Annotated in this window: 5 protein-coding genes; 3 read left to right on the top strand and 2 right to left on the bottom strand. The window is 70.7% G+C overall.

Going from position 1 to position 13,426, the window contains the following annotated elements; translation table 11 throughout:
- The first annotated feature begins 536 nt into the window (after positions 1 to 536).
- Positions 537 to 5,402 carry a hypothetical protein gene (locus tag WMF12_RS28910; protein WP_437850581.1) on the top strand — a complete coding sequence of 1,622 codons (4,866 nt, stop codon included), beginning with the start codon at positions 537 to 539 and terminating at the stop codon, positions 5,400 to 5,402.
- 631 nt (positions 5,403 to 6,033) lie between these two features.
- Positions 6,034 to 7,188, top strand: coding sequence for a protein kinase domain-containing protein (locus tag WMF12_RS28905; protein ID WP_437850579.1), 1,155 nt, complete (start codon positions 6,034 to 6,036; stop codon positions 7,186 to 7,188).
- A gap of 149 nt (positions 7,189 to 7,337) precedes the next feature.
- On the opposite strand, the gene WMF12_RS28900 is transcribed toward WMF12_RS28905, so the two are convergent.
- The gene (locus tag WMF12_RS28900) at positions 7,338 to 8,579 is read right to left on the bottom strand and encodes a glycosyltransferase (protein WP_437850577.1); all 1,242 of its coding nucleotides are present in this window, start codon (positions 8,577 to 8,579) and stop codon (positions 7,338 to 7,340) included.
- Between the two features lie 823 nt (positions 8,580 to 9,402).
- Entirely contained in the window at positions 9,403 to 11,712 is a 2,310-nt protein-coding gene (locus WMF12_RS28895) for a collagen-like triple helix repeat-containing protein (RefSeq protein WP_437850575.1), read from the bottom strand.
- 1,036 nt (positions 11,713 to 12,748) lie between these two features.
- Between WMF12_RS28895 and WMF12_RS28890 the strand changes: the two genes are divergently transcribed.
- Positions 12,749 to 13,279: a GNAT family N-acetyltransferase gene (locus WMF12_RS28890; protein ID WP_437739912.1), complete on the top strand. Its 531-nt coding sequence runs from the start codon at positions 12,749 to 12,751 to the stop codon at positions 13,277 to 13,279.
- Positions 13,280 to 13,426 lie beyond the last annotated feature (147 nt).

Here is a 13,426-nt window from a genome sequence, read left to right as displayed (position 1 = left end):
GGTCCTCCCGATCGGGTGAGGTGGTCGAATACCGCAGCCTCGCGAGCGAGGCGAGGGGTCGACGGGAGAGAAGCTCGCGCCGAGCCGCCGGGGCCATCCTGGACGTTAACCAAGCTTCGCGCTGCGTTCTCCTACCTCCGAACGTTTACGTTTACGTGAACGTAAACGCTCACGTTCACTTTGGTGATCGATGGTGGGGTGAAGGGGACGGGCTTCGTGCCCTGAACGTGACCGAATCCGTCCCCGCCCGGAGAGGCTCGGCGAAGAGGCAGCGGCGGCCGTCAATCGCCTAACGCCCGGCGGCGCAGCGCGGCCGCGCGGTGAGCGGGGCGCGAGGCTGAAAAGGCATTGAATGGACGTGGATTGGCCAGGAATGGCGAGGGTGTGGCGCGCGTGGTACGTGGTATGCCGCGGTGCCGGCGAGGGCGAGCAGGCACGCCCCTCGCGCGACCGGGGCGGTCGTCGCGGCGACTCGGGCCGAGGTTCTCATGGGGGCATGCGCGCTCGGGACCGAGCTGCCAGAGGAGGACTCTGCGATGAGGTGGATTGTGAGACAGGCATTGCTCGCGGCAGCGGTGAGCTTGATCGCGGGCTGCGCCGAGGAGCGGCCGGCCATCAGCCAGGTTCAGGCGAACGCGCTGGCGAAATCGTTCTTCGTCGGCGCCGATCTGCAGAGCAGGGAGGACGATCCCGAGTTCTGGGCGCGGACCACGGTGGTCGACGTGGGCTACGGCGCCTCGCAGGACGGGCTCTTCTCCTCCTCGTACGCTCAGGCCGATGTCGCGCGCATCAAGTGGATCATCCAGGAAGACCTCCTGCTCGGGCGCCTCACCTACGAGCGCGTGAACGACAGCGACGGCAAGGGCGCCGGCGCCGCCACGGACGATGGCGTCGTGGTCGTCGCCTACAAGATCCTCTCGCACTTCGACGTCCAGCGCGATTACAACCGAGCGACGGGGGAAGAGAGCAACGTCGTCGTCGAAAATACGACCGACCGTCCATGGTATGAGCGCGAGTACATGCGGGTCGACTGGTCGAAGAACCTGAACGTCGACTCCTACGACTTCGACACGCTGTCGCTCATCGGCGTCTACGGCGGCGTGCAGTACGAGCCGCTCTCCTACTACGTCAGCGACCCGAGCCACCCCGACGCGCCCCATTTCGACCCCGAGGAGGGGTATTTCGACGTCACCAACAAGGCCTTCGCGGTGCCCCAGCTCGTCGATCTCAGCCACCTCGGGTGGGGCATCGACAGCTTCCCGGCCTGCATGCTCGACACGGACTTCGCGGGCGGCACCGCGCCGGTCGGATCGTGCAACCCCGTCGAGATCACCCTCCGGCAGTCGTTTCGGCGCGTCGTCGATCGGGACTACGAGCCGGCCGAGTGGGACGGGTACCGGTTCCGGGCGTTCGGCGCCTTCGTGCGAGAGCGCTTCGGCTACGCCCGCAACTACGGCATGAGCGACGCCAAGTGGCACCGCATGATCTCCCGTTACAACATCTGGGAACGCAGCCACTACTACGACGATCCGGAGAGCATGACGGGCGAGATCCCGTGCTTCACCCCCGAGACCACCCCCGCCGGCGCAGATCCGCACCGCGACCAGGACCGGAACGGGACCGAGGACGAGTGCGAGGTCGTCACCGGGGCCTCGATGGCCCGGGACGGAGGGATGGAGGCGGTGGGGCCCGGCTCGCGGTGCGACACCTTCAAGCAACGGTGCACCCTGCCCTACCAGCGGCGCGAGGCCGTGCCGCAGGCGTGGTACGTGACCTCGGACAGCAACCCCGACTATTTCGTCGCCACGGACATGGCGGCCCACGAGTGGGACGTCGCCCTTCGCAGCGCCGTCGTCACCGCCAAGTACGCCGAGTGCGTCCGGACGCAAGGGGACGCGGCGCGCTGCGGCGAGGCGTTCCCGGTCTACGACGGGCAGATGGACGATGACGCCGACGCCATCGCGCTCTCGCGCGAGGTCGACGCGTGCCGGCGCGGCGCGGCGCGCGAGGGGCAGCGCTGCGAGGCCCTCGCCGACGAGATCGGCGCGCGGCGCGGGTACTCGAGGGGCGTCATCGCGCTCGCGAAGATGCCCGAGATGATCGTGCTCTGTCACAGCCCCGTCGAGGCGGCCGACCCCGAGGCGTGCGGCGGTCCGCGGCTCCCGGCGGGCGTGACCGCCAGGATGTGCAGCGACGAGCGCCGCAAGGAAGCAGGGCGGGACCCCGCGCTGATGGGGGCGTGCCGCGAGGCGCTGAACGCGCGGATCGGCGACCTGCGCTATCACCAGATCAACAACTTCGAGGCGCCGCAATCGCCCTCCGCCTGGGGCATCTACAGCGACTCGGAAGACCCGCTCACCGGCGAGAAGGTCGCGGCGAGCATCAATGTCTGGACGCACGTCAGCGACATCTGGAGCCAGGGCGTCGTGGACACGGCCCGCTACATCAAGGGAGAGATCAAGACCGAAGACGTGACCGACGGCGATTACGTCCGGGACTGGGCGCAGGCGAGCGAGGGCGCGTCGAGGGGCGGCGCGCTGCCGCGGCTGACGCGGGAGGAGCTGGCGCGGCGGATCGCCCGGTCCGCCGGGGTGGACGAGGCGGCCGTCACCGAGGGCACCGGCCAGATGGCGCAGAACCCGGCGCTGCGCGAGAGCCTCCGGCGGCTCTCGAAGGAGGTGCGCGGCATCGCGGCCGACGCCACGGCGCCCGACAGCATGCGCGGGGTCTACGCGGCGCGCCGCAGGGCCGCGGCGGGCTCCGAGCTCGAGGCCGAGCTCACGACGAAGGCGATCCAGGCGCTCACCGGCGTCGAGGGGCTGCCGCTCACGGACGAGGTGATGCGCTTTGCCTCGCCGCTCCGAGGGGCGAACCCGAGCGTGCGGCGCGAGCTCGGGAACCTGAAGGAGATCGCGCTGGCCGAGCGCGGCGCGTGCGTGATGCACGAGGCGCCGGCGCCGCTCGCGACCGCTGACCTGGCGGACCTCCTCGAGGAGAAATTCGCGAGCAAGCACGGGCGCTTCGGCGAGGGGGACGCCGCGCAGAAGGCGCGGCGCGCCGAGGCCATGCGGCGCTACCTCGCGCAGCGGGCGCACACCTCGGTGATCCTCCACGAGATGGGCCACTCCGTCGGGCTGCGGCACAATTTCGTGAGCTCCTCCGACGCCTGGGGCTACCGGCCGCAGTACTGGCAGCTCCGCACGAGCAATGGACGGGTGAAGACGCCGTGCGAGACGCTCTCGGAGGACGGCGAGGCCTGCGTCGGGCCGAGGTATTACGACCCCGTCACCGAGAACGAGCGGAAGAACCTGATCTGGATGTTCATGCAGTCGTCGACGATGGATTATGCCGGCGAGCCCACGCAGGACCTCATCGGGCTCGGCGCCTATGATTTCGCCGCGGCCCGCTTGTTCTACGGCGATGCCGTCGCCGTGCACGCCGACCCGAGCTACAAGGCGACCACCCCGCGCGGCAAGGGCGTGCTCGCGAAGATCGACGATTTCGGCGGCGTCCTCGGCATCCAGCCCGAGTACGACGACGAGGACATCCATTACTCCGAGCTGCAGAGCAAGTACGACCTGATCACGCCGCGCAGCTGCGTCGAGGTCGACCCGAGCGCGTACGTGCCCTCGGACTGGGACGAGGAGCTGGACGGCGTCTGGCACCCGTTGCTCGACGGCCACCTCGTGTCGATCGGCGGCAAGACCACGCGGTGCCGGCAGCAGAAGGTCGATTATGTCACCTGGCGCGCGCTGGAGACGCCGAAGGACGTGAAGGGGCCCTCGGTGGACCCGGCGGGGCGGACCCGCCTGCCCTACGGCTTCGCGACCGACCGGTGGGCCGACCTCGGCAACCTGAGCGTGTACCGGCACGACAACGGCGCGGACGCCTACGAGCTCTTCAATTTCTTCGTCACGCAGCAGGAGGTGAACCACATCTTCGACAACTACCGCCGCGGCCGGCAGGCCTTCAGCGTGCGCGCGGCGTCGGAGCGGACCCTGAACCGGTACAACGCGAAGATGCGCGACGGCGCGAAGGGCCTCGGGCTCATCATGAACATCTACCGCGAGTTCGCGCTGGACCGCGGCTACGATTTCGACACGTTCTGGGTCCAGGCCGCGAACAGCCTCTTCAAGGAGAACACGCTCGCGGCCGGGATCGCGTTCGATCACTTCGCGCTCCAGATGGCGCGCCCGCAGCCGGGTGAGCACTTCCTGCCGGACGGGGACGCCGTCCTCCGGTCATCGAGCGATGTCTTCGGCGATCCAGGGGAACCGCTGGTGGTCGTGCCGAACGGCGCGACGGGCTATTTCGGTGACATCGCCGTCGGGGGCAAGCCGCTCGAGAACGCGCTCGCGGCGGACAAGGGCGAGTACGACTCGTCGTACACGATGAACGCCGGGGCCTATTACGACAAGGCGTGGGTGTCGATGCTGATGACCGAGTCGGTCGACAACTTCATCAGCGACTCGCGGCACGACTTCCTCGACGCGCGCTACCGGGCGGTCTCGCTCGCCGACGTCTTCCCGGAAGGGTACCGCCGCTGGCTCGCCAACAACCTCACGGGCGACGACGCCCTCAAGGGTGTGCGCGTCGAGGCGGACCAGCGCGGCCGGCCGGTCCGGGACGCGAGCGGGTATCCGGCCGGCGCGCTCGGCTGGACCTCGTGGTGGGCCGAGAGCGGGCCGGAGAGCTGCTTCCCCGCGGCCGGGAGCATCGTCTGCAGCTCCTATGGCGCGCCCGACAGCGCGCCGTGGAACCCGCGGGCCCCGGCCAAGGTCGCCATCCTCGACCCGCAGATCGGCTGGGAGCAGCAGAAGTTCCTCATCGCATGGACCCTGCTCTACCTGCCCGAGAACGAGAAGCAGAAGTGGCTGGACATGATGCACGTCTGGGAGGCCGGGGCGGACACCGATCCCGGCTTCCCGGACCGGATCGAGCTCCACCACCCGTCCGGGAAGGTGTTCGTGGCGAAGGCCTACGGGACCGAGACCGTCTTTGGCAAGGTCGTGCAGAAGGGCATCGGCGCGCGCGTCCTGGAGTACGGCAATGAGCTCCTGGCGAAGGCGTATGTCACCGAGCCGGGGCCCGACCTCGACGGCGACGGCAAGGCGGACTGGCACAAGGTGAAGCCGAACCCGGAGACCGGGCAGCCGATCGTGCGGTGGGATCCGACGATCGCCGCCATCGCGGACGACGGCGAGGTCCTGCGGGAAGGCGTGGACGGCTGCAAGGCGGACGCCGACGCGGACGACGACGATTTCAGCGATTTCTACAAATGCACGTGCTCCTCGAACCGCGCTTGCGGCGCGCTCGAGAGCTACCTCTCGGTGCCCGCCTTCATCCGGCAAGCGCTGGCGGCGTTCAAGCTGGGTGACCCGACGATGAAGGGCCTCCACTGAGCCCGCGCCCTCGCGAGCGAGCCCGGCGCGGAGGACAGGAGCCACGCGAAGGGATGAGCCCGGCGAGGGCGTGAGCGTGGCGCTCTTCCCCACGCCCCGGGGTGAGAGCGACCCTCGTCCCACGAGAGATCACGAGAGCACCAGGCTCATCGAGCGCGGCCGACGCCGCGCGGGTGACAGGCTACGTCCGAGCACATCCGATTCTGTCCGATGGCGGCCCCACGATTCCGAGCACATCCGAGCACACCCGAGGGCAGCCTCGCGATGACGGGGCCGAGGTCTGGCGACGCCACAATGGTCGGGGCATCTTGCCGCATGGGGCGATTCGCCCCACGCGGTCGCGCGTTCACCGCGGCGCTCCAGGTGCGCCGGCGTGGCTCAGGTTTTGCTGAACTTTTCCATGAAATGACGTGCTGCTGGATATCGCCCACCCCATGCGGCTCCTGTGTCGGTGACGCAGGACGGCCGGGCGGGTCGCGGTGCCGATGAGCTGCAACCCGGGCCTGCCGTCGTGGAGCGCGGATTCGATCGTAGCGCCGCCGCCGGGACACGGGAAACGCAGAACAGAGTGGCTCTCCTGCGCCGCGAGCGCCGGGAGAGCCGTTGGCTCGAGGTGCGGAGAGGACCAGCGATGGAGTTCGAGAATGTCACGCACGTCCAGAGAGCGCAGGCGCGGGTGGGAACGTCGCTCAACGGCGCGTGGCGGCTGGACGCGCTGATCGGCCTCGGCGGGATGGCGGCCGTGTATGCCGCGACGCACCGGAGGGGCCAGCGGGTCGCGATCAAGCTGCTGCACCCCGAGCGGGCGAGGGATCGGGGCGATCGCGCGCGGTTTCTCCGCGAGAAGGCCATCGCGCAGACCGTCGATCACCCGGGGGTCGCCGCGGTGATCGCGGACGACGTGACCGAGGATGGATCGCCGTTCCTCGTGATGGAGCTCCTCGAGGGAGAGAGCCTCCTCCAGCGCTGGAAGGCGCAGAGGGGCCCGCTCCCGCCGGCCGAGGTCCTCTCCGTGAGCGAGCAGATCCTGGAGGTGCTCGCGGCCGCGCACGCGAGGGGCGTCGTTCACCGGGATCTGAAGCCTGACAACCTCTTCCTCACGCGAGAGCGCGGGGTGAAGATCCTCGATTTCGGCATCGCGCGCCTGCGGGCCCCCTCGGGGCAAACCTCCCTCGTGGGGCTCCGCGCGATGGGCACGCCGGCGTACATGCCGCCCGAGCAGGCCCGCGCGCGCTGGGATCTCGTCGATGCGCGGACGGACCTCTGGGCGCTGGGCGCGACGATGTTCTCGCTGCTGACGGACCGATACGTCCAGGAGGCGCCGACCGTCAACGAGCTCTTCTTCCTGAGGATGACCTGCCCGATTCCGTCGCTCGCGCGGATCGCGCCGTCGATGCTTCCGGCCGTGGTGCGGGTGGTGGACCGCGCGCTCGAGTTCGCGCAGGCGGATCGCTGGCCGGATGCACGGTCGATGCTGGCCGCTGTGCGCGAGGCGCATGCCGCGCTCGCGCTCGCGCCACCCCGGAGCACGCTGGTGCCGCCGCCCCGGAGCACGCTGGTGCCGCCGCCCCGGAGCACGCTGGTGCCGCCGCCCCGGAGCACGCTGGTGCCGCCGCCCCGGAGCACGCTCGCGCCGGCGACGAACCAGCGCGACCTCGGCGCGCTGGACGAACGGCCGCCTTCGGCTCGTCCCCAGGCGCGGCTTTCCCGGGCGGCGGCGCTCTCGTCGCCGCCGTCGCTCGCGACGAACGCGCGCGCGCGCTCGACGATCCCTCGCGTGCCGTGAAGCGAGCCGGAGGCAGCGACGGCCTGCCCCGGCGGCGGGCCACGCGCTTGCCGCGCCGTTTGCGTTTCGCCCTGGGTGTGTGGATCGTGGGGCGAGCCTGCGAGCAGCTCGCCGGGTGATGGGGGCGAGCCTGCGAGCAGCTCGCTGGGTTATGCGTTCAGGCCTGCGAGCAGCTCGCTCGGCCGCAGCACGCCTCGCCGCTCCGACTCGCGCCGGGCGAGGAGGGTCTCGTAGATATCCATGTAGCTCGCCATCATGCGTTCGGCCGAGTAACGCCGCAGCGCGAGCTTCCTTCCGCGCTTGCCCATCGCCGCGGACTGCATGGGATCCCCCTTGAGCGCGGCGAGCTTGGCGGCGAGCGCGCCCTCGTCGTCCGACGGCACGAGGAAGCCCGTCTCCCCGTCGGCGATCAGGGCAGGGATGCCACCCACGGCGGTCGAGACCACCGGCAACCCCGTGGCCATGGCCTCCACCATGGAGAGGGGCAGCCCCTCGGACTTCGACGACAGGACGAAGACGTCGCTCGCGGCGAGCAGCCCCGGCACGTCGTGCCGTTCGCCTGCGAAGACGACGCGGTCGCTGATGCCGAGCTCTTCGGCGAGCGCGCGCAGCGAGGCGGCTTCGGGCCCGTCTCCGACCAGGAGGAGGCGCGCGCTGTCCGAGTCGCCCGACAGGATCCCCGCGGCCGCGGCCGCGCGGAGCAGGAGCGCGTGGTTCTTGACCTGCGACAGGCGGCCGACCGCCCCGGCGACCCACGCGTCCTCGGGGATCCCGAGCTCGGCCCGGATGCGGCGCCGGGCCGCGGCGTCCGGCCTGAAACGGGAGAGGTCGATTCCATTCAAGATCACATGTAGCTTCGAGCTCGGTACCTCTTTGTGCTTCAGCATGAAGTCGGCCGTGGACTGCGACACGGCCACGTGCGCGTCGGCGAGCCTGGCGGCCATGTGCCGCAGCCACGCCCTGCGCCCCTGATCGAACATGGCGCCGTGCAGCGTGTGGCACACAGGCACACGGTGCAGCCGGCCCGCGGCCGTGGCGTAGATGAGCGGCAGCTGATTGTGCGAGTGCACGATCGAGACACCGTGCTTGGCGAAGAACGCCGCGAGCTTCCCGGGGAGCTTGAGGTCGAAGCCGGAGCGCTTCGGCAGCATGTGCACCGCGACGTCGCGCTCCCGGAGCTGCGCCGCGCGCGGCCCGTCGGGGTTCGTCTCGATGCCCACGACCATCACCTCATGTCCCGCGGCGCGCTGCAGCCCGGCCAGATCCACCACGACCTGTTCGGCGCCGCCCACCTGGAAGGAGTTCAGTACGTGTGCGATCACGAGACGGTCGTGGCGTGCTCCGTTCATCGTCGCATGCTCGGTGGTCTTCATATCGTAATCTATGCTCATGGTTCCCCTCTGGGGTGCGCTTCGGGCGCATGTGGTCCGATCTGAGAGAAACCCCTCCTTCGTGTCCGCGTCCCGAGGGGGGCAAATTACCACAGCATCTACGAGGCGAGGAGATTTCTCTGTGTGTCTCCTCGATATGCCGGGTACCGCTGGATTGACGTGAGGGGATGTCTTCATCGGCCCGTCCGGTGACTACGTGCGATCGCGCCTGTGGCAGATGGCAACAGCTGTGACAAAGAGCGTCGCGGCGGCTTCACGTGCGTGCCAGGGCGGCTCTCCCTGATCCAGGACAGCAGCGATGCCACGCCGACGTTCCGGCAGAAATGCCGGAAATCGCGCATTTTTTTCGGAATGTGGAAGCGTCCGATGTTCACGCAGGCCACCGGCCAGGAATTCATGCGAAAAGCGTGCAAGCTACCTCACGGGTGCCGGCGGGACATCTGCACCCCCGATGCCGCGATGCTGAGGGGTGTGGTTTTCTGTGGGTGAATGTGTGTGCAATGGTGGCTCTGGTGAACGCGGGCCGCTGATCCGGCGGTGTAAGGGATTCAGGGGAGGGCTGCGACTGGGCCCGGCGGCGTCGCGGGTCGTGCTCCTGGGGAGCACGGGCGGACCGCGGTGTCTGTGCAAGCGGTGCGGCAGGTGGGGGGGCTGTGCGGCGATGGCACGGTGCGCCGCGGTGCGGCGTGCGGCGTGTGGGGAGCACCGGTGAGGTGCGGAGCCAGCTGTCCCCGGCCCTCGCGGTCACGGTGGACGGGCGGGGGACAGCTGCTCGAGAGATGGGCTCGTGCTCACGCGAGCATGGCCCGCCGGTCTCTCGGGATCAGCGCTCGGACAGCTCGGCGCACACGGCGAAGGTGGTCAGCGACACCGTCTGCGCCTTCTTGCCGAAGCCGCTCTCGAACACGGCGGTCGATGTCCAGCCCGCGCGGCCTTCGGTGGGGTCGAACGGCGAGTTCTCGACCACCCTGCTCGTCGCCTGGGCGCCGCCGGAGATCGAGAATCCGCCGCTGATCACGACTTCACCCGCGTCGCAGATCGCCTTGACGTTGACGAACGCGCTCGTGGGCGACGCCTCGCGCGTCACGGAGACCACGCGGATCTTCACGAGTCCAGGCGCTCCGGTCGGCCCCTGGGGGCCACGCTCGCCCTTGGGTCCAGCGAGGCCCTGAGGACCGCGCGCGCCGTCGATGCCCTTGATGCCCTGGAGACCCTGGAGACCGACGATCCCCGCGGGGCCCGCGGGGCCGCGCTCGCCACGCTCGCCCTTGGGTCCGGCCGGTCCCTGGGGACCCGCCTCGCCCTTGGGTCCAGCGGGACCCTGCGGACCGCGCGCGCCGTCAGCGCCCTTGAGGCCGTGAGAGCCGTCGGCGCCCTTGAGGCCCTGGAGGCCCTGAGGACCGACGATCCCCGCGGGGCCCTGGAGGCCGCGCTCGCCGCGCTCGCCCTTGGGTCCGGCCGGCCCCTGGGGACCCGCCTCGCCCTTGGGTCCAGCGGGACCCTGCGGACCGCGCGCGCCGTCAGCGCCCTTGAGGCCCGGAGCGCCGTCAGCGCCCTTGAGGCCGCGCGCGCCGTCGGCGCCCTTGAGGCCCTGGAGGCCCTGAGGACCGACGATCCCCGCGGGGCCCTGGAGGCCGCGCTCGCCGCGCTCGCCCTTGGGTCCAGCGGGACCCTGCGGACCGCGCGCGCCGTCAGCGCCCTTGAGGCCCGGAGCGCCGTCAGCGCCCTTGAGGCCCTGGAGGCCCTGAGGACCGACGATCCCCGCGGGGCCCTGGAGGCCGCGCTCGCCGCGCTCGCCCTTGAGTCCCATGGGCCCCTGGGGACCGACCTCGCCCTTGGGTCCGACCGGTCCCTGGAGACCGATCTCGCCCTTGGGTCCAGCGGGACCCTGAGGACCACGCGCGCCGTCAGCGCCCTTGAGGCCCGGAGCGCCGTCGACGCCCTTGAGGCCCTGGAGGCCCTGAGGACCGACGAGCCCTGCGGGGCCCTGGAGGCCGCGCTCGCCACGCTCGCCCTTGGGCCCCGCCGGCCCCTGCGGACCGCGCGCGCCGTCAGCGCCCTTGAGGCCCTGAGGACCCATCTCGCCCTTGGGCCCCGCCGGCCCCTGCGGACCGCGCGCGCCGTCAGCGCCCTTGAGGCCCTGAGGACCCATCTCGCCCTTGGGCCCCGCCGGCCCCTGCGGACCGCGCGCGCCGTCAGCGCCCTTGAGGCCCTGAGGACCCATCTCGCCCTTGGGCCCCGCCGGCCCCTGCGGACCCATCTCGCCCTTGGGCCCTACCTGCCCCTGCGGACCACGCGCGCCGTCAGCGCCCTTGAGGCCCTGAGGACCGATGAGCCCCGCCGGCCCCTGAGGACCCATCTCGCCCTTGGGACCCATGGAGCCCGCGGGTCCCTGCGGACCGCGCGCGCCATCGACGCCCTTGAGGCCCTGGGGGCCGATGAGCCCGGCCGGCCCCTGCGGACCACGCGCGCCGTCAGCGCCCTTGAGGCCCTGGAGGCCAGTGTGCCCGACCGGCCCCTGAGGACCCATCTCGCCCTTGGGTCCCATGGGCCCCGCGGGTCCCTGCGGACCACGCGCGCCATCGACGCCCTTGAAGCCCTGGAGGCCCTGGGGACCGATGAGCCCCGCGGCGCCTGCCGGCCCCTGCGGGCCGGGCTCGCCGCGCTCACCCTTGGGCCCCTGCGGACCGCGCGCGCCGTCGACGCCCTTGAAGCCCTGGAGGCCCTGGGGACCGATGAGCCCCGCGGTGCCTGCCGGCCCCTGCGGGCCGGGCTCGCCGCGCTCACCCTTGGGCCCCTGCGGACCGCGCGCGCCGTCGACGCCCTTGAGGCCCTGGAGGCCCTGGGGACCGATGAGCCCCGCGGTGCCTGCGGTGCCCGCCGGCCCCTGCGGGCCTGGCTCGCCGCGCTCACCCTTGGGCCCCTGAGGACCGCGCTCGCCCTGCGGCCCAGCGGGCCCCCGCTGCCCCATGGGCCCCTGGGGACCGCGCTCCCCCTTCTGATACTGCTGATACTGCTGTCCCACGAACCCCTTGCCCCTGCCGGGCATGTGGTGCCCGACCTCGTCGGACGCCCCGGCCTCCGCCTTGACGTCTCGCGAATCGCCGGCCCAGCTCGCGCCTGCGCTGGCCATCACCCCGGCAAACCCGGCGAGGATCCCAGCAGAAACCGCACTCGCTCGATATTTTCGCATGTGACTCCGCCTTTCTATCGATTCCGAGCTTCAATGCGCTCGATCCCGCAGACAGCCGCGTTCAGATGAGGTGGAGCCCAGCAGGCGAGTGATTCGGGCGAAGGCCGACTCCGGGACGGATCTCCGCCCGTGCCCCGCACCGACCTCTCGATGAGAGTCCCACCAATTGCCGGCACGAAAAGTCAGGGCGATTCGTCGATGCGGCACGACAGGCCACGCCACGACGTGGGCGTGACCAGGTGCAGCCAGCGCTCGAAGGCTCCAGTCGCCAACCCGCTGTGTCTGGAGCGATCCTAAGTTAATGGGGGCGGTTCACCAAGCCCCTGAGGAGGGGTTGACAGCCGCGACGCCCGTCGAGCAGTCGGCGTTCATTCTCACTCGCGCCGGGGGAACCCCGCGTCTCCATGCGAAGCCGGGGTATTTGCAGGTATCGAGAGCAGAGCAGGGCGAACGCGTGGAAAGACAGCAGCTCGCGCATGGGAGCGCGCAATGGCGCGAAGGGAGCACCAACGCGAGAATCAGGAGACGGCCGCGCACGGGACAGGAAATGGCGAACACGGCGCTCTGCGAGGCGGCGCTCGGCGCGCCTCCGATGGGCCGGCGCGGCGAGCACGCGGTGCGCTCGTCAAGCCGCGGCAGCACGGCCTCGCTGGAACATCCGGTGCCGATTCAAAAGCGCCCGACATGGCATCAAGAGCGTCCGACATGGCATCAGGAGCGTCCGACATGGCATCAGGAGCGTCCGACATGGCATCAGGAGCGCCCGATACGCTCTCGAGCGCGATCCTCTCCAGCGACCGGACAGGCTCTACCATCGATGGCCGGCGGCCACCGTGACGCGCCGATACGCGCCGCATCACCCGCGTGTGGCGTACGCACCTTGGCTCGCCTGCCGGTGCGCGCCAGATCCATGCGCGCCGGCGCCCCGTGATGGGTGAGCGCTGCGCCGTCGCGGCGGACCGGGTAAGATCGCCCGGTGCCCGGCCTCGACACCGACGATGACGCCCTCCTCTTGACGGAGCGCCTGCGCCTCCGCCCCCACCGGCGGTCGGACGTCCCGTTCATGATGGAGCTGAACTCGGATCCCGAAGTGGTCCGCTACACCGGCGATACCGCGTTCGCGTGCGAGGACGATGCGCGCGCGGTCGTCGCGCGGCTCGCGCGCCAGTTCGAGGACTTCCGCATGGGCCGGTTCATCGTCTCGGACCGGAAGACGGCGGAAAAGCTAGGCTGGTGCGGCCTCAGGTGGCACGACGACCTCGAGGTCGCGGACCTCGGGTACCGCTTCTTTCGCAAGCACTGGGGCAAAGGCTACGCCACGGAGGCGGCCGCCGCGTGCATCCGGTACGCAGCCGAGGAGCTCCGGCTCTCACGCCTCGTCGCGCACGCGATGCTCGAGAATGTCGCGTCGGTCAGGGTGCTGGAGAAGCTAGGGTTCCGCCGGACGGGGCCGACCGTGTTCAAGGGGCTCGTGGCCGAAGGGTTCGAGCTCCTCCTGAGGGCCTGAGCCGCCGGCGCTCTCCCGCGACCCGAAGACCCCTGAAATAGGTGAGACCCGGGACTGTAGCCTAGTCCCGGGCCTCGGTTTGCCGCCATCTGCGCACACCCACACGTTTAAGGTCGAAGGTCAGTCCTTACACCGCCGTGTTCTGCC

Origin of the sequence: Sorangium sp. So ce363, assembly GCF_051520435.1 — a bacterium.
Taxonomy (GTDB): Bacteria; Myxococcota_A; Polyangia; order Polyangiales; family Polyangiaceae; genus Sorangium; species Sorangium cellulosum_B.
Note: the sequence above shows the minus strand (reverse complement) of the source record. Positions and strands in the feature narration are given on the sequence as shown.